Consider the following 21,511-nt stretch of genomic DNA (forward strand, 5'->3'; position numbering starts at 1 on the left):
TAGTTTTTTTATGCTGTTATTCCAAGGGTTATCCATTAATATTCTTGTTGTTTTAAATATTATGGTTTCCACTGGTGATTATTGATTTAGGTTTTAAAAATTGTTATTTTTTTTGAAATCGTTTTCAAAATGAAATAGAAACGTTTTCAAATTGCAAAATAGAGAGCGTCATCCACTCTCTATTTTCTATTCTTTACTATCTTTATTATTTTGTTTTGTCTTATTAGATTGTTCATTTGTTATCGAAGATTCCTTATCTTGTTTATCTTTGTCTTTATTATTCTTATTATTACTGGGGGATTCATCAATCACTGGAGTTTGCTTTTGTACTTCATCAGAATCATTATCATTTTTGCTGTTACTAGGATGATTATCAAACACCGGATGTTCTTTTTCCTCTTCATTCTTCACTTCATCATCCTTCTTCTCACTAGGATGATTATCAAATACTGGATGTTCTTTTTCCTCTCCATTCTTCACTTTATCATCCTTCTTCTCACTAGGATGATTATCAAATACTGGATGTTCTTTTTCCTCTCCATTCTTCACTTTATCATCCTTCTTCTCACTAGGATGATTATCAAATACTGGATGTTCTTTTTCCTCTCCATTCTTCACTTTATCATCCTTCTTCTCACTAGGATGATCATCAAACACCGGATGTTCTTTTTTCTCTTCATTTTTTACTTTATCATCTTCCTTCTCACTAGGATGATTATCAAATACTGGATGTTCTTTTTTCTTTTCATTTTTTACTTTATCATCCTTCTTCTCACTAGGATGATCATCAAATACCGGATGTTCTTTTTTCTCTTCATTTTTTACTTTATCATCTTCCTTCTCACTAGGATGATTATCAAATACTGGATGTTTTTTTTCAGATTTTGCTTCTTTTCTCATTTCTATTAGTTCTTTTATTTTCATACCTTGTATTATATGACCATTTAATTTCTCTTTATTTGATTCCTTGACTTCTTCATATATCTGCAATCTGCCTACAGATATTTTTTGTTCCTTTGCCTTTAATAGCATATCTTCACTAGCATCTATTGCTATTATTTCTATTTTGTCTCCCTCTTTTAATGCTCTGTCTTCAATGTTTTCTTTTGCTTCTTGAAGAATCCTCTTTATTTCTATAACATCTGCCTTCTCCTGTTGCAATACAACCGTTGTTACTAAAATATAGTTTTCTTCTTCCTGGATGATATATCCCTTCTCTTTAGCCTGCTCTAATAATATTTCTAAAGCTATAGGGAGTGACTTTCTTTTTAGATCTTCTAAAGGTAATTTTTTTGCATCCTGGTTCAGAGCGGACGCCTTTATTACTTCATTTTTATAATTCACCTCAAGCTGAAGACTAGGATTAATATCAATAGTTACTAAGGCGATCGATTGATTCGATAAATTCCAATACTGGAATCCATAAACAGAGGTTATCATGATTAAAAGGACTGCCACAGCCACTGCACAAAATTGTGCTAAAGTCTTCTTTTTATCTAGGATCATATCACCGCTATCAAATTCAATCTCCATTCCTTCATAAGCATTGTTTTTCTTTTTAATTTTACGAAAGCCACAATCAGTAGTCATGACTATCATAGTACTTTCTCGAACTTCCATAATACAGCCCTTATATTTCATTCTTCTCCCTCCCCTCGTTTGTGGAAAGATAACCCTTCAATGTGTCTAAGTTACTATCTAATATTAGAGCTACTGCTATAATAAACTTCCTATTTCCTTGAATCACTTTTTTTGTTATTTGCAAACTCTTCATTAATTCAGTTATAGGCAAAGTTTTAGTTCTTAAAAATTTTTCCTTTAGTTTTTGATGTTCATAAATATATGTCCCAATTTTAATTGCTGTTCTTCGTGTGTTTTTATGCTTAGGTGAATCATGAATTAAATCATCTAAGGATACGCCAAAGGATTCCATTCTTTGTACTAGAGTTGCCATATCCATTTTTAATTCTATTTGACTTTCAAAACCCTCTACTATGCCTATATTTCCTTCACAATCATCATCTTCTTCTGCAGAAAACTGGGTTGTTGATAATTGTCGCGATTCCTTTCTGAGCTGATCAATCACTCTATTTTTTATCACTACTGATGCAAAAGTTAAAAATTTGCCTTTATCTTCATTATACTTATCTATCGATTCATTAAATGCCATAAGTCCAATACTAAAAATATCATCATTTTCTTTCTCAATGTATTTCCCTAACTGATTACTGAGGGTTTTTATTATAAAGGGAATATATTCTTCAATCAGCTTATCTTTATCCTCTGTATTTCCCTGTTGGATTATCTTTATCCGGTCTTCCACTGTTCTTTTCTTTTTGAAAAGCGCGAGAAGTTTTGTCACCATAATCCCTCCTCATTATATTATACGAAAAAGTCTTAGCTTTCTGGTTACAGTTATAATAGAGTCTATTAATAAGTATACTCTATAGACGAGAAAAAAGGTAGATGACTATTCACCTACCTTCATCAGTTCTTCTACAAAAGGTTCATCTGCCACCTGGAAACTCCCACAGTCCTCCCATACTTTTACTTACTTTTCTCTGGGCAATCAGTACTTCTCCTGCTTCATTTATGATAATTACTGCTACCACTTCAAGCATATGCTACTCCTTTCTGTTCTTAGGTTTCCGGGAATCACATTATCAGTAATTGCCTCTTTTGCTTTTTCTTATTCCTTGCTTGCAGATTTTGCAAATATAAGTTATAATTGACAAGAATTATCAACGTTTTCATCGTTGATAATAGATTGTTGGTATGTCTCTAAATAAGGTCGACTATGTAGGGGGGAAGATTTCTATGTAGGAGGCGTCTTTATAGGCATCCTTATTAGTTTCCTAGGTTAATGATTCCTCTTTTAATACAAACTCTATTGCAGCCTTCCCATGCAGTTCAGTGGTATTAAATAACAGGTTTGTGCTTTCCTTTTTATCAATTAGCAGAGGTAGCTCTGTACAGCCTAAAATGACGCCTTCGGCGCCTTGCATCATTAACTGCTCTACCATTCTTTTTAACTTCCTTTTAGAAATTTCGTTAGTAATGCCATGAATTAATTCATTGAAAATAATGTGTTGTAGCATTTCCCTCTCACAACTGGAAGGAATAATAGTAGTAATACCATATTTCTCTAGTAATCTTCCCCTATAAAAATTCTCCTCCATCGTAAATCTTGTTCCCAATAAACCTACCTTTCGCAGCCCTATTTTTGAAATTTCTTCACCAGTTGCATCAACAATATGAAGAAAAGGTATAGAAATATGGTATTCTATCTCCTCTGCTACTTTATGTATTGTATTACTGGCGATTATTAATAGGTCTGCACCAGCATCCTGCAAATGCTTTCCAATCCTTATCATCCTTTCTGCAATCTTATTCCATTCTCCATTTTGTTGTAACTCTTCTATTTCACTAAAATCAACGGAATACATAATACTTTTACAGGAGTGAAAACCCCCTAATTTTTTCTGAATTAACTCGTTCATTAATATATAGTATTCTAGTGAGGATTTCCAACTCATGCCTCCAATTATACCGATGGTTTTCATCTAAATCGCTCCTAAATTTTCATTGGTTTCATTTTCCTATTTATGGATATTCTATCATTATAAGCAGATGACCGCAATCTTTGATTTCGTGTCAGTCGCTTATGCATAAGTTAAATAAACAAAATCTATATCATCTATAGTTTTCGAAGCTAATATTTTTAATTTGAAATTTTCTTAGAATAAGGTTGCTTATGTCTATAAAGGTTTGATAAAATATAATCAAGATTATATTTTAAATGTATTTATTATAATGTTCTAGCTAACATTGCTCTACGTAGAGGAGGTTCCCTATGTTACATAATTTTAAAGCTTCCGATGAAAAAATAAAGTTATGGACTAGACAGCACAAAAACCTACTGATAGAGTTAGAAGAAAAAGGTGTCTACCGTGCAAGGCAAGAATATATCCTGCTAAAAAATGATACTATATCTAACTATTATTTTAAACTATATGACTGGTATGTAAAACAAGCAGAGAGGATTGTGCCTAGACCCGAAGGAGTGACTTATCCTATTTGGCTTTCAACTTCCTCTGATGCGATGTTGCAGCCTGCTGAGGATACCATTATATTAGAGTTGGAGGTAGAAAGAAAGCATGTGGTCATAACAAATTTTGATAAATGGGGGTATGTAGTTAACTATTGGTATGTACCCCTCGATAAACAAGATGAAAAAAGACATAATGAGGAATTAAGAAAATATGGCATAGGAGATGAATCAGCATTATATATGAGCCACAAAGGAAACTTTTACCCTCTGCTAAGAAATAAAATTATAAAGAGTTGGGAAAGGATATTTGAAGTATCTGATGAAGCCTCTATTTTGACACAGGCAACCCTTTGGGAAATCAAAAAGGAATGGATTGTAAATATTCCATATAAATAAAAACTTATCAATTTAGTTAGGAGTTCTAAATAATGAATAATAATAACCAAAGTGAAAAGATTACGCTATGGACATCCCAAAATAAAATTGTGTTTGATACAATTACCGAAAAAGGTGTATATCACGTAAAAAAAGATTATATTTATAAAAAATATGGAGAGGTAGCCGGTATTTTTTTAGAAGCCTATAACTGGTTTGTTCACAAAGCAGAAAAAATCGTGCCAAAGCCTGAAGGCGCCGAATTTCCCATTTGGTTATTCACAGATTTGAAGTATATAGATCATTATGAGAACTGCTATATCTTAGAAATAGTAGTAGAAAAAGAAAAAGCTATTTTACTTGACCCTCAAAAGTGGAATCGTATTTTAAATCTTTCTTATGTACCTAAAGATATCAAAGACGCTAAAGAATATGTAAGCTTATTGGAAAAGCAAGGAATTCATGATGAAACAGATATCTATTTAAAAAACTATTATCCCTATTTGAAAGGGAAAGTAAAAAAAAGCTGGGATAGGTTATTTAATAATGATGTTATCTCATTACAATCGCAGCAGGCTGCATTATGGGAAATACGAAAAGAATGGATTGTAAAAATCATCAATGCTCCCTAGAATATACTAATATCACAATCTGCCTTTCTTTTAATCTCTCTCGCAAGTAGACAACCTAAAGTCTTTGATTTTGTGTCAATCACTTGGCTTCATGATTTTATAGGATACCTTTCATTCTTTTTTTTCTAAACTTTGATACTACATGCAAATAAGTAACAAATACAGGTCCTGTCAGTTAATTAATTATTTGTTATTAGTGCCAATTCTATTCTCTTCAAATATTTTTTGTGACAATTTCTTTTTACCTTAAAAATATTAAACTAAATCAGCGCTCACTGCTTCCCTATCCCTCTGTTATATGTTATCCTACAAATGCTTTTTTTAGTACCTCTAAATAGTCCTCCTTTGTCATAGGTCTTGGATTGCTTGCAGTAGAAATATTTTTCACAGACATCTCTGCTAGTACTTCAAAATCCTTTTCTTCTATTCCCAAGCTTTTAAAGGAGGGGAGCCGTACATCAATAGTTAATTGTTTTACCATTTCCACAGCTTTATAAGCCCCTTCTTCTACATTATTGAAGTTAGCTCCCATTACTCTTGCAAGATTTGCATATTTTTCCTTGCAATACTCCATATTATATTCCATTACATAGGGTAAAAGAATAGCATTGCATACTCCGTGGGGGGCATCGTATATACTACCTAAAGATTCCGCCATACAATGTACTGATGCTACATCTGCGTGACTAAAGGCTAAACCTGCTAAAAGGCTTCCCATAAGCATTCCTGCCCTAGCTTCTATATTATCTGGATGAAATACTGCAGTTTTTAAGTTTTTCCATATTAGTCCTACAGCATGTAGCGCTACCGCATCGCTGATAGGCTCTGACTCATTTACTGTATAGGCTTCGATGGCATGAGTTAATGCATCTACTCCAGTTGCTGCGGTTACTGATGCTGGCATACTGATGGTCATCTCTGGGTCGACGAGGGCAATCTTAGGTGCTATCAAAGGACTTTTTACTGTCATCTTATAATTGTTTTGAGTATCAGTGATTACAGAAGAAAAGGTAACTTCACTTCCACTGCCTGCGGTAGTAGGGATAGATATTAATGGAATGGTTGGTTTTTCAACAGCTTTTTTCCCTTCAAAGCTTTTTATTTTATCTGCACTATAACTTACCAATACGCTAATGGATTTTGCACAATCAATAGGACTTCCTCCACCTACTGCAATTAATCCTTTAGCCCCAAACTTTTTGGCCGCTTCAGCTCCCTTTTCAACATTATAGTCCTTAGGATTAGCTTCAACTTCCTCAAAAACTTCATATTCTATACCAGCCACTTGCAAAGAAACAACTGTTCTATCCACCAAGCCAGCCTTCATAATCCCTTTATCTGTTACAATCAAGACCTTATTAATACCGAGTTTTTTAAATTCTTCTCCTACTTGATGGACTACCCCTATACCATATTCTATTCTGGTAGGAAGTTCAAAGCTAAAAGTTTTCATTAAGTTATCCATTACCATTCCTCCTTTTAAAAACATTTTATATCTTTCTAATATTCATCAGAAATTTCTTTTTTCCTTCTAAATTTTTTAGAGTTATTATTCTTTGTATTGATTTCTCATCTCAATGTTATATATTATTATATATAGATGCTGTTAATAAATAATGTGCTACAGGTATCGAAATGCTATCTATATTAAGAAGAAGTGGGTATATAATTATTACTTTGAGGTACAATCTAAAGGTAAAGAATAGTATCCTCTTTAAGAGGATTGAATGGAGGCGCCTAATGAAAACTGTAGTGGAAAGATTTTTAAATTATATTCGTGTGGATACCATGTCTGATCCTAATTCTGATTCTTGTCCAAGCACAGAAAAACAGTTACAGCTTGCAAGATTGTTGGCTGCAGAACTGAAGGAACTTGGCCTAGAAGAAGTAAGTCTTGATGAAAATGGTTATGTGATGGGAACATTGCCCTCTAATACTGATATAGAAATTCCTACTATTGGGTTTATCGCCCATATGGACACTAGTCCTGATATGTCCGCTATCAATGTAAAACCTCAGATCATAGAGCAATACAATGGTAAGGATATAATATTAAATAGAGAAAAAAATATTATCTTGTCTCCTCAAGATTTTCCTGAGTTGAAAAATTATGTTCATCAGGATTTAATTACAACTGATGGAACAACCTTGTTAGGAGCTGATGATAAAGCTGGAATAGCAGAGATTATGACAGCTCTTGAGGATTTAATCAGTCATCCCCATATAAAGCATGGTCCGGTTAAGATAGCTTTTACCCCTGACGAAGAGATAGGCAGAGGAGCAGATAGGTTTAATGTTCAAAGGTTTGCTGCAGATTTTGCTTATACACTAGATGGGGGAGAAATTGGAGAACTCGAATACGAAAATTTTAATGCGGCCTACGCCAAAATCATCATAAAAGGTCGCAATGTACACCCTGGTTCAGCTAAAAATAAAATGATTAACGCCCTCCTAATTGCTATGGAACTACATGCTATGCTGCCTTCCAACGAAACACCAGCATGTACAGAAGGATATGAAGGCTTCTTCCATTTAAATGATATGACAGGAAATGTAGAAGAAACCTTTATGCACTATATTATCAGAGACCATGACAGAGATAAGTTTGAAACTAGAAAGGATAGAATTCATAAGATTGTAGCTTATATGAAAGCTATCTATGGAGAAGATGCTATTCTTTTAGAAATGAAGGATCAGTACTATAACATGAAGGAAAAAATTATTCCAGTAATGCATGTAGTTGAAACAGCTGAAAAGGCCATGAAGGAGTTAAATATTAACCCTATCATCAAGCCAATAAGAGGGGGTACCGATGGTGCACGATTGTCCTACATGAATCTCCCTAGCCCTAACCTATTCACTGGAGGTCATAACTTTCATGGTAAGTATGAATTTATTCCTATTCCCTCTATGGAGAAGGCGGTAGAAGTAATTATAAAAATCATAGAACTTTATAGTGATAAGTAGTGTCTTAAAAATCTATCTATGACATAAAAGGAAAGAATGATGATTTCATTCTTTCCCTTTTTTTATCTATTTATATATATCAATGAAATTGGAAGCTATCTTTTGAAATAGGCACGTAATTTCTATTGAAATAAGGCTTTAATATCTTAGAAGAAAATAAGAGGAAGAATGGGGTTTGCATATTAGCGGCACTTTGTATACAATTTAATACATGGTGAAAAATTGAAAGAAGGGATAAAATGCAAGCATTGTTTATCGTATTAAACAAAACAGAATGTCTAGACGACATACTAAAAGAATTTGTAAATATTGGTATAAGAGGTGCTACTATTATTGATAGCCAAGGTATGGCTAGCGCTTTAGTAAAAAGCCCCCAAAATAACATTCCCATTATAGGTACCTTAAGAGGTCTTGTTGATAGTTCACGCCCCTATAACAAGACTATTTTTACTGTTGTGGAGAATGAAAAAATGGCAGATTTAGCCATGGAGACAGTTAATGAAATTGTTGGGGATATGAACAGCGAAGGTACAGGTGTAATGTTCACAATACCTGTAGGTAAAATATATGGTCTTGGAAATTTTAATGAATAAATAGTAGCGCATTGAGGAGGCGTATTTTTTTGAATCTTTTAGTAAAAATAAGCATTATATTATTAGTAGGGATCTTAGGAGGGAGATTATCTAAACTCTTACGATTACCTTATGTAACTGGATATTTAATAGGAGGACTATTAATTGGACCTTCCTTTACAAATATTATTACGGATGTCAACATACAAGGTTTTTCTATCATAAACGAGATTGCTTTAGCAGCTATTGCCTTTAGTATCGGAAGTGAGTTTCTCATTGAAGAATTAATAAAAGTAGGAAAAAAAATATTTATTGTTACAGTAGTTCAAGCATTTGCTACCATAATTATGGTTTTTTCTGCAAGTTATTTTTTGTTGCATCAATCTTTTGAATTGAGCATCCTATTAGGTTCAATAGCAGCTGCTACAGCACCTGCTGCTACAACAATGATTATAAAACAATATAATACAAAAGGTCCTTTAACAAAAACGATTTTGCCAGTAGTGGCAATAGATGATGCTTTATGTGTAATGAGTTTTGGTATAGCTATGGCCATTACAAAGATTTCCTTTGGAGCAGGGGATATGTCTTTTTTACAAATGATGATTTCTCCTCTAGTTGAAATTGTTGGTTCATTGGTTGTAGGGTTCGGTGCAGGATTCATTCTAGCATTTTTAGCCAATAAAACTAAAAATGATGAAGAACTATTAACACTTGTGCTTGCTTTTGTTGTAATTGGAAGCGGCATCGCCAGTGGATTGCATCTTTCTCCAATATTGACATGTATGATGATTGGTGGAACACTTACAAATCTTATGCAGAACCATATGAGAGCTTTTCATGCTATAGGGAGATTTACGCCACCAATTTACTTGTTTTTCTTTACATTGGCAGGAGCTAGTCTACATCTTGAAGTTTTAGGACAATTGGGCTTATTAGGAGCTGGCTATATACTAGCAAGAGCAACTGGCAAGATCCTCGGAGCTGGCTTAGGCGCTAAAATGGTAGGGTATCCTGATACGATTGTAAAAAACTTAGGGTTTAGTTTATTGCCTCAGGCTGGGGTAGCAATTGGTTTAGCCATGTTAGTAAAACAAGAAATACCTCAAATTGGCGATAAAATAAGTACCATTATTTTAGGTGGTGTTTTCGTATATGAATTAATCGGACCCATTATGGCAAAATTTGCTTTAAACAGAGCTGGAGAAATTCATCCAGACACTGTAGCTCCACAAGAAGCATTGGCTAAAGGACATAATTAAAAAATTCCTTTAACCAAACTGAAGGAAAAATCAAATATTCTCACATGGTTAAAATACTATCAGCCACATGGCTGATAGTATTTTTTTCATATCCACTAACCATTCAAATAAAACCTATGTAAATTCAATAAACGTTTTAATAGAAGTTTGCCATAAGAATGCTCTTACACTGAACCATATAATTTGTCTAAATCGTACCCTTCTTTTATAAGAATGCCTTTCTGTTCATTAATATATGTAAGTATGATATCTGTATTAAATTCAGGATGGAACTGTACTCCCCAGATATTTTTATTTATAGAAAAAGTAGGGTTAATGATATCCTCTAATCACACTTTTCAACAACTACCGATATTTTTAGCAGGGATGGTGGAGCTAGATTCGGATTTCAGCATCAAGGTAGACGTTTTAAACAGCCCCTTGTTATTCATAAAAACAAACCATATAAAACAGGTAGTATAAAAGGAACCGTAAATGTCAAAATAGCTCCCGTAATCAGAGTAACCAGCCCCAGTTCAACCCCTACAAATTTCGTTACAGGTACGAGCATAGTATCCATATTGCCGGCAGCACCACCTGCAATCGGACTGCCGGTACTGATCCTTATCAGCAATGGCAGCAGCAGTACCGTAAAAAATTCTCGCATTACATTTACAACGAACCCATAAGTTCCCGCTTCAATTCCGTAAATCTGTGTCATATATGCTCCCGTTAAACTGTAATAACTCATTCCACTTGCCGACATTACGGATGTGTGTAATGGTACTCCGAGAAGAATTCCCGCTGTGAAGCCGCCCACAAGACTTCCCAAAAAAATTGCTATTGAAATATAAATGACTCGAAAACCAAGTATCCTTATATATTTAAAAACTTTTCTGTTGGATCCAAGGTTTATGCCAACACTGACATAAAGTGTAATCAGAGATCCCACCAGCAGATAATCAAGTATAAAGATCGGAATGTATAGCATAACAAAATAACCAAGTATTACACCTATAACAATGCTTACAGGCATAATCCAAATCAGTGGTGAACTTTTACTTTTTTCTTCCTGCGAAATATCAATTTCGCTATTTATATTGATATTTTCCGATAAGAGCTTCTCCCTCAGCCTTTCCAGCGGTAGCATAGTTTTCTCTATAATTACCGTAAATAAGATGCTGAAGACAATGGCACATAAGGATATAGCAAGACAATTTAGACCTATGGAATCCAGATTTGACATAACGGAATCATTTATGCCGATATTCATTCCAATCGTCAGCATAAGCACAACTAAGGCTATATTGATAATTCTATCAATTCTTTTCAGTGTCCTTTCCGTCAAATTGCGCATACCTATAAAAAGTCCTGCAGCAAGGCATAAAAAAGGCATCCATGTCATTCAACAGCACCTCCAGTTTTTACATATTCTTTTTCTTTGGTTTCATCTTCATTGTGCCACATAGTTCAGTTAAAGTTATATTAATAATTACTTCTTTAAAATATTATAAATTCCTCTATATTAGTACATGTTTCTTTTGAACTAATCAGACTCTCTCTCACTTCATATACTACTATCATACTGTATTCCCTTCTGCTAAGCAGTTGGAAACTAAAGACTTTATTAGATCACTCCTTTAAAACAAAAAGGGAAAGAATGATAATTCTCATTGCTTTCCCCTTTATATATTATTATTAATAATAACCCCATCCATATGGTCTGCGCCATATTGCCAACAATGTTAAAAACCATAATAGTAAACTACTGCCAAATAGAAATTGAGTTTCTACAGATCTTGATAGATTGCTATTATTGGAGAATTCAATTTCTTCCACTAGTAAGCTTTTTACTATATGGATTCGCTGTCGATGCATATCTGTTACAAAGCCATCCATTTGAATTGAAATTTATGGGGGTATGCCTATATTAATAATGAGCCATGCTTTTTATAAGTACATAGCTAAAGGTCCAACAAAAACTTAGACCTTTATTGCTTTAATAAAACATATTTTCAATAAACAAATGATTGAATTGTGGGCTCATGGAGAGATTAATTGCTTTTGCCTTCTCCACTATTGTATCCAGATTTTCCTTGCAGTTTTTATCAAGGAGATATTTCACAGTTCCTCCTAGACTAGTATTACCGCTAATCTTGATCTTATCTTTTAGCTCCTCTGGTATCAACCCTATCCTTACTGCATTTTCTATGTTGATATTGCTGCCAAATCCTCCTGCTAAATAGACATGATTTATGTCATTAGAACTTGCTCCATATTCCTGCATTAAACACTCAATTCCCGATCTTAAAGCTGATTTTGCCAATTGTATCTCTCTTATGTCTTTTTGAGTGATCTTTATAGAGCCCTCTTTGTCATTATGATAAACAACGACTTCTCCATTAGCAAATGTTTCTGCTAATCGTCCTGTGCTGTCTATCCAACCATGCCTTAGTCCTTCGGCGATTGTATCAATAATGCCAGATCCGCACATCCCTATGGGTTGTTGATTTCCAATGACCTCATATATAAAAGCATCCTTTTGATAGGTTACCGAAGCTATAGCTCCTGCTATGCAACCAGTTCCGCAGGAGATATTTCCACCTTCTAGGGCAGGTCCAGCTGCAGTGGCAGTAGCCAACATGCGATCTTTTTTGCCTATAACAATTTCTCCATTAGTTCCTATATCAATCAGCATATTCACCTTTTCTGATTGGAATTCTTTTACACGATCTTTGCTATGAACGGTAATATTCATTTTGCTCCACACTCCTCAACAATCCATGTACTGTTTTAATAGTAAAGATTCACTTTCTAAAACAAATACTACTACTATTTTACGACACTGGTAGGCCTTTTTAATAGTAGTAGTAGTAAAAAATAGTGACTTTTTATATTTTCTATTTAAAATTTATCCTTCGGTGTATTGCTAAGACTCCCGCTTCTTCTAGATAAACAAACTAAGCGACTAACACAAAATCAAAGATTTTGGTTATCTGCTTATAGATAAACAAACTAAGTGACCAACACGAAAGTTGCAAATCAAACTTTCGGTTGTCTACTTATGAATTAAGTCTCATTTTATAAGCGCATATCTAATTGATGATTTCTGCTAACTTATCAGCTGCACTTACTGCATCTTTAGTGTAGAAATCTCCTCCAACTTCCTTTACATATTCTTCAGTTACAGGTGCTCCTCCTGCCATTATAGCATATTTTTCTCTTACACCTTTATTTTCAAACTCATCAACAACTGTTTTAATATATGGCATGGTTGTTGTTAATAGAGCTGACATACAGACAACATCTGCTTGATGTGCTTCTGCTGCTTCTACGAATTTTTCTGCTGGAATATCTACTCCTAAGTCAATTACCTTATAGCCTGCACCCTTCATCATCATAACTACTAGGTTCTTTCCTATATCATGTAAATCTCCCTTTACTGTACCCATAACCACAGTCCCCTTTGGCTTGACATCCTCATCTGCTAAGGCTTTCTCTAGAACCTCCATACCACCGTTCATGGCACGAGCTGCTATTAAAACCTCTGGTACGAAAGCTTCATTTCTTTTCCATCGATCTCCGATATCCATCATACCCTTTAATAATCCTTCATTTAAAATGCCTTCTGATTTTAATCCTTGGTCTAATGCTTCTTTCACTAATCTTTGAACTTCCGCTACTTGGCCTTTTTGTAATACCTCCGCAATTTGATCATACAATGACATGTCCTTACCTCCTATTAATTGGTATTTCCTATCTAACATATCTTTTTCAATGGCCTCGCCACTAAAGGTTTGCCATTTTCTACATCCTTTTCATAATCTTCTATAAAGATTCTATTTCTTCCCTTGCGATTTCAGCAAACCTAACGATATTGTTTGGATTGTTTCCTAAGGTATGGTTATCCTTCATGATGACTTCCACTTGGTTGTTAACTGTCTTTCTCAATACATCTCGAAGATCCTTTCTTACCAAATCTTCATCCATATGACTTACTGATAATGGTGATGGAGATGGTTTTAAAGAATAGATATATTGGTTTCTTAGCTTTTCTGCCATGATTTCTTTGTTAGCCCATGGGGATACAGATACCCTTCTTAGGTTAGGCACAACCTTAACAATGTCAAATCTTTGATCCATTGGCTCACAGCAAGCGTAACAGGTAAGTTCAAAACGCTCCATCAGTTTTTTCTGATAGGGAAAGATAAATTCCTTAAACATATCTGGAGAAATACCCACTGTTACCTGACTCTCTGCTAGAGCCCACATATGCTTTGTAGTCACATGCCCATCAAAATTTTTTCCAGGTAGCTGATCTGTATAGCCTATACCACCTGAGCCTACAAAGGAATTGTCATTGTTTAGGCTTAACAAACGATTCTTTTCCAAGAAATCTAGCTTTTCCATTGTTCCCTTAAATAATAATGCCATTATCTCATGTACCTTATCGGGAGAATCATAGAAATCAAACATCAGCTTCTCCATACCTCTTAAGAAAACATATTCATCTGTAAGGCCTACAGACCAAAACCACACGGTTTGAAGCCTTACTTCTAAAATCCCATCGAAGACTTCATGGGCGATCTCTAACACCTTTTCTGTTGTTGCATAATCAATGTCAATTCGTGGTTTTCTGATGGCGGGAATTAAATCATAGCTATCAAGTATTGTATGAATTTCATAGGCTCCCCCATCCTCTCTAGCGGATTTTCTCGGATCCTCTTTACCATCTATGCTCCATTGTGTTTCTTTATAGACATGGAATACATTAAAGTAGGGCTCTAATACATAGTCATCCTTCATCTCATTGCCCCAAAATATCATTTTTCTTAAATAACATTCCCAATGTCTAGCAATACTGTTCTCACACTTTATGTCCTTATCTAATATGATCTCGTTCCACCCATTCTCTGGATCGCAAAGAATAAGAGGTCTTGTCTTCTCTAAATTGTTGTGTCTAGTCCATAACTTCTTTCTTTCTGCCATAATTGGACGGCCCGCAATTTCAGCTAACTCTTTAGCTAGTTCTCTTAGAACCTCTTTATCAGCATTGCTTAAAGAAAGATTAGAGTAATCAGCATTGTTGAAGTTTACACGAAGATTTAAATGTTCAAACATGTATAATTCCTCCTTAAAATAATAAATAATATAGTTTAAGTGCTCGGGCTCGGTTGGTTCAAAAGAAAATATGGTGCTGCCCTGCTAATAGTCCATATTTTCTTTCGTTACTATTTGTAGCTTTGTATAAATGTTTTCGTTTAAAGGCATTTGGTTTTTAAAGAAATAATCAAAGATCATCTTAATGGGTAAGTATCCCTGCATGAAAGGCTCTTGGGTTATAGTAAAATCTATTATTTTGTTGCTAATTAATTCAACTGTCTCTGGTGCTGTATCAAAGCTTACTAGCTTTATGTCCCGACGATTAAGCTGTTGTAAAGCTTTTCCAACTCCACCTACACCTCTACCAGTAATATAAATAGCCTTTAAGTCTGAATATTTTTCAAGTAATGTTAGGGTTTTTACATAAGAAGTATCATTATCTCCTACATCCTCTAGCATTTCAGTTATCTTTAGTGAAACATATTCTCCTTCTAAGATTTCTTTAAAGCCCTGTACCCTTTCCTGTAGAGCCTTGATTTTTCTAGAGCCAGTGATAATGGCAATTTCCCCTCCATTAGGTAATAGCTTACCCATCAATTCTCCAGCCACTCTTCCGCTTTGTACTAAATTTTGCCCTATAAAGCATAGCTTTTCTATACCTGCTATATCTGTATTAAAGGTAACAATTTTAACGTCTTCTTTAGCTAGCTCTTGTAATTCCTCCCTAATAAATTCTTCTTCTAATGGAGATAGTGCAAGAGCTGCAATATTTTTCTGTCGCAGTTCTTTAATACATTTTAGCTGTTCATCACCTGTGATGTTCTCCATCATAAGGGTTTCTATTGAAATACCAAAATCTTTCAATTCCTCAAAGGCTTGATGTATTCCCTTATATATTTCATGGAAGATTGAGTCATTTTTGTTCAATATGACAACACCTATTTTTAAGGGATGTTTTTGGTAGGCCAATGCTTTACCTGCTAAATTAGGCTGATATCCCATCTCTTCTGATATTTTTCTTACCTTATCCCTTACCTCTTGGCTTACACCAGGTCGATTATTCAAAACCTTATCTACTGTACCTCTTGAAACCATTGCAGCTTCAGCTATAGTTCTTATCGTTGGCTTCAAATTACCCCTCCTTACGTATTCGGGCTCTTTTTGTTTATACTATACCTCCAACAACCCACTTCTAAAGGCTTGTAAATAGTTCATTGTATATTCATCTTTATTTAATAAAGCTTTTGCAGCTGAGATCATTGCCATCATTTGCTTATTTCCAGGGTCTAAAATAGCTCCATCTAATCCTGCCATCATACATAGTACTAAAAATGTACGATTTAATAAACCTCTCTTAGGTAATCCAAAGGAAACATTACTTAATCCACACATGAAATGCACTTCGGGATAAGTGGTCTTGATGCCTTTAATGGTTTCTAACGATACGATACCCATATCACTTGCAGTGCTAATAGGTTGAATTAATGGATCAATATAAATGTCCTCAATCGGAATGCCATCTTTATTTAATCTATCTATCAAACCCACACCTATTTCTATTCTTTTCGCTGCATCTTCTGATATACCACATTCATCATTCATTACTAATGCCACAATTCCACTCTTATATTCCTTTACCAGTGGTACAATCTCACTATATCTATTTTCTTCAGCAGTAATAGAATTGACCATAGCCTTTCCTTTATGCACTTTTAAAGCAGCCTCTATGGCTTTAGGATTTGGACTATCAATGCAACAGGGCTTATCTACCGCCTGTTGAACGGTTTCTACTAGCCATGGTAGAGCTTCAACTTCTTCATTCACTAAGGTTCCACAATTTACATCTATATAGTCTGCACCATTTTCCACCTGTTCAATTGCCCTCTGTTGAATAAACGCTACATCTCGATTTTTTACCGCCTCTGTTACTCCCTTTAAACTAGTATTGATCTTTTCTCCCACAATAATCATTGTGTTATTCCCTCCCCAAGTTTAGCTTTTATAATTTTTAGGAGCCCTGACCCTTCTATAGTTACAACAGATAAAATCCTCTATGTGTTTCGTTAAGTGTCCGAGCTCTTTATGCTATCATTATATATTTTTTTCTATTTCTATTCAATATAAAATTCTGATAATTTTTAAAATTTTTCAATTTTCATATTTATATTAGGTAATCTGTTATTCCATACTTTCTTAATGTTGATAAAATATGTTATTATAATATAATACTGGTAAAGATGTGTGGTGAATTCTATATAATGGATTTTCTAAACCAATTAAAAGAAAAAAAAATAATATCTCAGAAGGATATAGATAAATTTAAAAGCTATATTGATGAAAAGTACGAAGCTTTCGGAGATGAGAAGAAGCATGCCATTTTAAAGAATTCCATCACCTATGTAGTAAATAGGGACTTGGCTGAGCTTAAGATAGATGACGAAGAAGGTTTCGTTAGTTCTTTAGTCCAAAAAACCCTATTGGAGGATAAAGAAGACCTTTGCGCTGATAAAATTCTTCAAAAGGTTGTATTAGAAGGAGAACATTCCGACGGCTTGTTACAAAGCGTAACAAAGTGGGTCAGCGATAAAATAGAAATTCCTTTACATAAGGATATACTAGAAAAATATTACCATGATCATTATTATTTCGATAAAGATATTGCATTGCAAGAAAATCCAGCTTTGCCCCTTCCTACTTTACCACAGGGAAAGGCTTCGCGTTGGATATTTTGGTGTGCTATAGCCATCATGATTTTTTTAAGTGTTTCCACCTTTAAGGATACAATATTCCCGTCTGATAATCTAGTGGTCATCCAGGAGGATTTACCTCAGGAGGAATTGTTTAAAAATACAGTACCTGCCTACGTTCTTCAAAAATATCATATGCCTAATAGAAACTTTCCTCATTATCTATATTATCGTGATATAAATGAAGATGATTTAAAAAGTTATTTATCTTCAAGGAACTCCCTTTTAGGAAAAGAGCCTTATTTTTCTCAGGTTCTAGATACTGCAAAAGAGTTTGATTTAAATCCTCTTTTGTTATTTGCTATCGCTGGTCATGAACAAGCCTTTGTACCTCAGGACCATCCTAATAGCGAGGTTATGATCAATAATCCCTTCAATGTATTTGGTAGCTGGCAAAAATATAACACCAATTTGAAGGAAACATCAGAAATTGCTGCAAGAACAGTTTTTAATAGTTTAGGAGATCTTCCTCCTTTTATGGATCCCTTCTTCTGGATGAATCACCGGTATGCAGAGGACCCTAATTGGTGGCGTGGTATCAGATCTATTTTTTGGCGTTTAGAAAAAGAATGTTAAATAATGGCGTAATTTTCATTATTTACCTCATTTAAATCATACTGCTTCCCAATAGCTCCTGAATGATTTTATTATTTATATTTACTGGAAAGATTTGAAACATCCTTCTACCTCCCGTTGCAATTTCTAGATAGACCTTACCATTTGGATAAACCTCTACAGCATATATATACCTTCTATTGTTTTCCGTGCCCTTTTCTTCATTAAAGGCTTCTTGAAGAACACTAGCCCCTTCATAGTGTATATTTAAATTATAATAAGGTGCTTCAATTCTTTTCATTTTTAAGTAGTTAAACTCTTCAATCAAACGTATATTTTCTACAGTTATTCCTTCTAACGCCTCTATTAGACTCTGAATTTTTTCCTCTTCCTTAATATGAACTCTTTCATAATCTTGATATAATCGTACTCCACTACCATGAATAGCTTCTAATTTCTCAATTTCCCTAAGGTCCATATAGGATGGCATTGCTAAGTCTTTCAGAGTGATGGTTAGCTTTGGAGTATATAACTGATAAAAGTTCGGAACTGCCAATAGAATAGAAAATATCAAATATCCTATTCGTTTTATTTTTTGTAATGGTTTTTTACGTTTTTCCTCTTGTTCCTTGACTCCCTCTTGGTTGTTTTTTTTCTCAATCCGCTCCATTAGAACTAAGACAAGTATGGATGCCACAAATACCCAATAGCTCCAATATAAATCATAGTAAGGTGAAACAAAAATAATATAGGAACATAGTATACTGATAAATACTGTAAAGGATTTTATTGCAAAAATAATTTTTTCTTTAAAAGATATAAGCCTTTCTTTACTTTCCCTCATAAGAATTATAAGGGATTTCACTAAAAATCCTGCAATAAAAGCGATAGTAAGTGATACAAAAAAAGCCATACCTATATTGTTACTAAATAGAGCTCCAAAAGCAGCTATACCTGCAACCCAAGTTATTCCCGTGATTATTGACAAAAGTTTATCTTCAGGTTTTTCAGTAATTTTAGGTTCCTCTTGCTCCTCTTTTATGTCCTTCATACTATACTCCTTCCCTATAAAAATTATTGTTTTTTAAATGTTCTTTATCTAAACTGATTTCTTAGCCTTATAAACACCTCAACAATTATTCCATTTATATTTCTATGAATAAAAATCCTTTTATATTTTTTTAAAAGATAGAGATAAATCAATTATGATAATTGATTTATCTCTATGTAATAATCTACGGAATCTCAATGTACTGGATTTTATTTCCACACCATTCAAGAAATCTTTGTAGTTCTTTATAGTTAATTGTTATACTGGCAGTATTGACATTAGGATGCAGTGTAACCTTCTCTTGAGAAGCTAAATCTTTATCCACCAATACTTCAACCTCTTTATGCTTATCATTGATTAATCCAGTAGGCGATACTGCTCCCGGCTCTAGCCCTAAATACTTTGCTAATCTGTCATCAGACGCAAAGCTCAATCTAGTGCTTCCAATCTCCTTAGCTAATGCTTTTGTATTGGCTTTTTTTGAACTATCTATCAACACTAAATAATGCTTATCTCCTTTTGAATTCCGTAGAAATATATTTTTAAAATGTATTACCTCTAAATCCTTTACTTGTTCTTCTATGTCAGCAATCGTAGCTACAGGGACATGCTCATATCTTTTATAAGATATATCCAATTTTTCTAAAAACTCGTATACTTTTAATTCCTTCTCTTCCATAGTTGCTACACCTCTTTCTAATGTTTATCAACGATTATTGCTTTTATATCTTTTCCTTACAGTATGCCATTTTTTTCTCTTTTTTTCAACATGCAAAAAGAAAATCCTCCCCTACACCGATGGTGATAAGAAAGGTATTTTGAATTAGCTTAATTGCTATATCTTTCATTTAGTTCATTTAAATTAAAACCCTCTTGATGCTGTCTTCCCAAATGTTTCAGCTCCATTATAATCCATATTCCTGTTAAAATTGAGGAGGTTAGGTCTGCTAATGGACCTGCCATCAAAATACCATCTACTCCAAAAAATCTCGGAAGAATTAGCACGGCCGGAATGAGGATTAGCACCTGTCTTGATAAGCTTAAGAAGGCAGCCTGCTTTGGTTTTCCTATCGCTTGAAAATAGCTGGCAGAAATAATTTGAAAACCAATGATCGGTAAAAATGCTAGATAAATCTTTAACGCCCGTGTTCCAAAAGCAATTAGCTCTATATCCTGTCGATTGAAGGAAGCCACCATTTGCTGTGGAAATAATCGAACTGCTATAAAGCCTATAATTACAATAACCGTAGCTCCAGTAATCCCTAGTTTTAAAGCCTCTTTTACTCTATCAAATTTCTTAGCACCATAATTATATCCAATAATCGGCTGTACTCCTTGGTTTATTCCAAATATTGGCATCATAATTAAAGTCATGATACTAGTTACCACCCCCATGGCTGAGATGGCAATGTCCCCTCCATAGGTAGTTAGTGATTTGTTCATCACAACATTTAACAGGCTAGCTGCCAACTGCATGGCAAAGGGCGCAGAACCTAATGCTAGGATTTTTTCTATAGTAGAAAAATCTAGTCTTAAATTTTGAAGGCGAAGCTTCAATGTACTTCTACCTCCAAGGAAATGATAAAGTACCCATACGCCAGACACTCCTTGAGATATAATTGTAGCTAATGCTGCTCCTCTTATTCCCCAGTCAAATACAAAGATAAATAAAGGATCAAGGGCTGTGTTTAGCAATGCACCTATTAGCATAGTCCCCATAGCAACCTTTGGATTCCCTTCAGCACGAATGAAGTTGTTCATTCCAAAGCCTATAGATTGAAATACTGTTCCCCATAGAATCACCTGCATATATTCCTTTGCATAGGGCAGCACTGCCTCACTTGCTCCAAAAGACTCCAAAAGAGGCTCAATAAATATAAGACCTACTACAGATATTCCTAAAGATATCACAATTAATAAAACCATTGCATTCCCCATAATTAGTTCAGCTTCTTCTTTTTTATCCTCTCCTAATCGAATAGATATTAGAGAATTCGCACCAAGACCTATCAGCATACCACAGGCCATAATGAAAATCATAATTGGAAATGCAATGGTAATTCCTGCAATCCCTAAAGAACCAACTCCGTTGCCTATGAACATTCTATCTACTACATTATATAAAGCATTCACCAGCATACCTATAATTGCTGGAATGGAAAATTTCAATAATAGTTTTAAAACCTTTTCTTCTCCTAATTGCTTTGAACGATCCAT

20 protein-coding genes are annotated in these 21,511 nt (G+C 34.3%); 6 read left to right on the top strand and 14 right to left on the bottom strand.

Going from position 1 to position 21,511, the window contains the following annotated elements; translation table 11 throughout:
• Nucleotides 1-186: 186 nt before the first annotated feature.
• The 4 genes from CHB72_RS06155 to CHB72_RS06165 form a co-directional block, all read right to left on the bottom strand.
• A complete protein-coding gene (locus CHB72_RS06155; protein WP_089281989.1) occupies nucleotides 187-1,641 on the bottom strand; it encodes an anti-sigma factor domain-containing protein in 1,455 nt (484 codons plus the stop codon).
• Nucleotides 1,631-2,365, bottom strand: coding sequence for an RNA polymerase sigma-I factor (gene sigI, locus CHB72_RS06160; RefSeq protein WP_242975050.1), 735 nt, complete (start codon nucleotides 2,363-2,365; stop codon nucleotides 1,631-1,633). Before sigI ends, CHB72_RS06155 begins: the two co-directional genes overlap by 11 nt.
• A 142-nt stretch (nucleotides 2,366-2,507) precedes the next feature.
• Nucleotides 2,508-2,621, bottom strand: coding sequence for an NUDIX domain-containing protein (locus CHB72_RS26345; RefSeq protein WP_176431225.1), 114 nt, complete (start codon nucleotides 2,619-2,621; stop codon nucleotides 2,508-2,510).
• A gap of 234 nt (nucleotides 2,622-2,855) precedes the next feature.
• Entirely contained in the window at nucleotides 2,856-3,563 is a 708-nt protein-coding gene (locus CHB72_RS06165; RefSeq protein ID WP_089281991.1) for an aspartate/glutamate racemase family protein, read from the bottom strand.
• Nucleotides 3,564-3,853: 290 nt separating this feature from the next.
• Between CHB72_RS06165 and CHB72_RS06170 the strand changes: the two genes are divergently transcribed.
• The gene (locus CHB72_RS06170) at nucleotides 3,854-4,447 is read left to right on the top strand and encodes a DUF3841 domain-containing protein (RefSeq protein WP_089281992.1); all 594 of its coding nucleotides are present in this window, start codon (nucleotides 3,854-3,856) and stop codon (nucleotides 4,445-4,447) included.
• A gap of 32 nt (nucleotides 4,448-4,479) precedes the next feature.
• A complete protein-coding gene (locus tag CHB72_RS06175) occupies nucleotides 4,480-5,058 on the top strand; it encodes a DUF3841 domain-containing protein (protein WP_089281993.1) in 579 nt (192 codons plus the stop codon).
• Between the two features lie 301 nt (nucleotides 5,059-5,359).
• Here CHB72_RS06175 and CHB72_RS06180 read toward each other — a convergent pair whose 3' ends face one another.
• On the bottom strand, nucleotides 5,360-6,523 hold the full coding sequence (locus CHB72_RS06180) for an iron-containing alcohol dehydrogenase (RefSeq protein ID WP_089281994.1): 1,164 nt from the start codon (nucleotides 6,521-6,523) through the stop codon (nucleotides 5,360-5,362).
• A 275-nt stretch (nucleotides 6,524-6,798) separates the two neighbouring features.
• Here CHB72_RS06180 and pepT point away from each other — a divergent pair, with 275 nt between their 5' ends.
• The 3 genes from pepT to CHB72_RS06195 all read left to right on the top strand — a co-directional run bounded on the left by pepT (nucleotide 6,799) and on the right by CHB72_RS06195 (nucleotide 9,859).
• Complete coding sequence (gene pepT / locus CHB72_RS06185) at nucleotides 6,799-8,025, top strand: peptidase T (protein ID WP_089281995.1); 1,227 nt, start codon at nucleotides 6,799-6,801, stop codon at nucleotides 8,023-8,025.
• Nucleotides 8,026-8,264: 239 nt separating this feature from the next.
• Nucleotides 8,265-8,618 (top strand): hypothetical protein, encoded by a 354-nt coding sequence (locus CHB72_RS06190; RefSeq protein WP_089281996.1) that lies wholly within the window; start codon nucleotides 8,265-8,267, stop codon nucleotides 8,616-8,618.
• A 29-nt stretch (nucleotides 8,619-8,647) separates the two neighbouring features.
• Nucleotides 8,648-9,859: a cation:proton antiporter gene (locus CHB72_RS06195; RefSeq protein ID WP_089281997.1), complete on the top strand. Its 1,212-nt coding sequence runs from the start codon at nucleotides 8,648-8,650 to the stop codon at nucleotides 9,857-9,859.
• A gap of 427 nt (nucleotides 9,860-10,286) precedes the next feature.
• On the opposite strand, the gene CHB72_RS06200 is transcribed toward CHB72_RS06195, so the two are convergent.
• The 6 genes from CHB72_RS06200 to CHB72_RS06225 form a co-directional block, all read right to left on the bottom strand.
• A complete protein-coding gene (locus tag CHB72_RS06200; protein WP_089281998.1) occupies nucleotides 10,287-11,243 on the bottom strand; it encodes a lysine exporter LysO family protein in 957 nt (318 codons plus the stop codon).
• Between the two features lie 594 nt (nucleotides 11,244-11,837).
• Nucleotides 11,838-12,596 carry an ATP-binding protein gene (locus CHB72_RS06205; RefSeq protein ID WP_089281999.1) on the bottom strand — a complete coding sequence of 253 codons (759 nt, stop codon included), beginning with the start codon at nucleotides 12,594-12,596 and terminating at the stop codon, nucleotides 11,838-11,840.
• A gap of 337 nt (nucleotides 12,597-12,933) precedes the next feature.
• The gene (locus tag CHB72_RS06210) at nucleotides 12,934-13,566 is read right to left on the bottom strand and encodes a cobalamin B12-binding domain-containing protein (RefSeq protein ID WP_089282000.1); all 633 of its coding nucleotides are present in this window, start codon (nucleotides 13,564-13,566) and stop codon (nucleotides 12,934-12,936) included.
• Nucleotides 13,567-13,666: 100 nt separating this feature from the next.
• Nucleotides 13,667-14,959 carry a uroporphyrinogen decarboxylase/cobalamine-independent methonine synthase family protein gene (locus CHB72_RS06215; RefSeq protein ID WP_089282001.1) on the bottom strand — a complete coding sequence of 431 codons (1,293 nt, stop codon included), beginning with the start codon at nucleotides 14,957-14,959 and terminating at the stop codon, nucleotides 13,667-13,669.
• An 84-nt stretch (nucleotides 14,960-15,043) separates the two neighbouring features.
• Nucleotides 15,044-16,072: a LacI family DNA-binding transcriptional regulator gene (locus CHB72_RS06220; RefSeq protein WP_089282002.1), complete on the bottom strand. Its 1,029-nt coding sequence runs from the start codon at nucleotides 16,070-16,072 to the stop codon at nucleotides 15,044-15,046.
• A 39-nt stretch (nucleotides 16,073-16,111) separates the two neighbouring features.
• A complete protein-coding gene (locus CHB72_RS06225) occupies nucleotides 16,112-16,912 on the bottom strand; it encodes a methyltetrahydrofolate cobalamin methyltransferase (RefSeq protein WP_089282003.1) in 801 nt (266 codons plus the stop codon).
• 287 nt (nucleotides 16,913-17,199) lie between these two features.
• Here CHB72_RS06225 and CHB72_RS06230 point away from each other — a divergent pair, with 287 nt between their 5' ends.
• Nucleotides 17,200-18,264 carry a hypothetical protein gene (locus tag CHB72_RS06230; RefSeq protein WP_089282004.1) on the top strand — a complete coding sequence of 355 codons (1,065 nt, stop codon included), beginning with the start codon at nucleotides 17,200-17,202 and terminating at the stop codon, nucleotides 18,262-18,264.
• Between the two features lie 31 nt (nucleotides 18,265-18,295).
• Here CHB72_RS06230 and CHB72_RS06235 read toward each other — a convergent pair whose 3' ends face one another.
• From CHB72_RS06235 to CHB72_RS06245, 3 genes are all read right to left on the bottom strand, one after another.
• Nucleotides 18,296-19,294: an MFS transporter gene (locus CHB72_RS06235; protein WP_089282005.1), complete on the bottom strand. Its 999-nt coding sequence runs from the start codon at nucleotides 19,292-19,294 to the stop codon at nucleotides 18,296-18,298.
• A gap of 184 nt (nucleotides 19,295-19,478) precedes the next feature.
• On the bottom strand, nucleotides 19,479-19,973 hold the full coding sequence (locus tag CHB72_RS06240) for a prolyl-tRNA synthetase associated domain-containing protein (RefSeq protein WP_089282006.1): 495 nt from the start codon (nucleotides 19,971-19,973) through the stop codon (nucleotides 19,479-19,481).
• A 149-nt stretch (nucleotides 19,974-20,122) separates the two neighbouring features.
• Nucleotides 20,123-21,511 (bottom strand): MATE family efflux transporter, encoded by a 1,389-nt coding sequence (locus CHB72_RS06245; RefSeq protein ID WP_089282007.1) that lies wholly within the window; start codon nucleotides 21,509-21,511, stop codon nucleotides 20,123-20,125.

This window comes from Anaerovirgula multivorans (assembly GCF_900188145.1).
Classification (GTDB): Bacteria; Bacillota; Clostridia; order Peptostreptococcales; family Natronincolaceae; genus Anaerovirgula; species Anaerovirgula multivorans.

Bases quoted from the DNA above. Each gene is read 5' to 3' on its own strand.
- CHB72_RS06245 (WP_089282007.1), bottom strand. From the start codon at position 21,511: ATGGATCGTTCAAAGCAATTAGGAGAAGAAAAGGTTTTAAAACTATTA.
- CHB72_RS06235 (WP_089282005.1), bottom strand. From the start codon at position 19,294: ATGAAGGACATAAAAGAGGAGCAAGAGGAACCTAAAATTACTGAAAAA.
- CHB72_RS06180 (WP_089281994.1), bottom strand. From the start codon at position 6,523: ATGGATAACTTAATGAAAACTTTTAGCTTTGAACTTCCTACCAGAATA.
- CHB72_RS06215 (WP_089282001.1), bottom strand. From the start codon at position 14,959: ATGTTTGAACATTTAAATCTTCGTGTAAACTTCAACAATGCTGATTAC.
- CHB72_RS06205 (WP_089281999.1), bottom strand. From the start codon at position 12,596: ATGAATATTACCGTTCATAGCAAAGATCGTGTAAAAGAATTCCAATCA.
- pepT (WP_089281995.1), top strand. From the start codon at position 6,799: ATGAAAACTGTAGTGGAAAGATTTTTAAATTATATTCGTGTGGATACC.
- CHB72_RS06210 (WP_089282000.1), bottom strand. From the start codon at position 13,566: ATGTCATTGTATGATCAAATTGCGGAGGTATTACAAAAAGGCCAAGTA.
- CHB72_RS06240 (WP_089282006.1), bottom strand. From the start codon at position 19,973: ATGGAAGAGAAGGAATTAAAAGTATACGAGTTTTTAGAAAAATTGGAT.
- CHB72_RS06190 (WP_089281996.1), top strand. From the start codon at position 8,265: ATGCAAGCATTGTTTATCGTATTAAACAAAACAGAATGTCTAGACGAC.
- sigI (WP_242975050.1), bottom strand. From the start codon at position 2,365: ATGGTGACAAAACTTCTCGCGCTTTTCAAAAAGAAAAGAACAGTGGAA.
- CHB72_RS06225 (WP_089282003.1), bottom strand. From the start codon at position 16,912: ATGATTATTGTGGGAGAAAAGATCAATACTAGTTTAAAGGGAGTAACA.
- CHB72_RS06170 (WP_089281992.1), top strand. From the start codon at position 3,854: ATGTTACATAATTTTAAAGCTTCCGATGAAAAAATAAAGTTATGGACT.
- CHB72_RS26345 (WP_176431225.1), bottom strand. From the start codon at position 2,621: ATGCTTGAAGTGGTAGCAGTAATTATCATAAATGAAGCAGGAGAAGTA.
- CHB72_RS06200 (WP_089281998.1), bottom strand. From the start codon at position 11,243: ATGACATGGATGCCTTTTTTATGCCTTGCTGCAGGACTTTTTATAGGT.
- CHB72_RS06230 (WP_089282004.1), top strand. From the start codon at position 17,200: ATGGATTTTCTAAACCAATTAAAAGAAAAAAAAATAATATCTCAGAAG.
- CHB72_RS06155 (WP_089281989.1), bottom strand. From the start codon at position 1,641: ATGAAATATAAGGGCTGTATTATGGAAGTTCGAGAAAGTACTATGATA.
- CHB72_RS06165 (WP_089281991.1), bottom strand. From the start codon at position 3,563: ATGAAAACCATCGGTATAATTGGAGGCATGAGTTGGAAATCCTCACTA.
- CHB72_RS06175 (WP_089281993.1), top strand. From the start codon at position 4,480: ATGAATAATAATAACCAAAGTGAAAAGATTACGCTATGGACATCCCAA.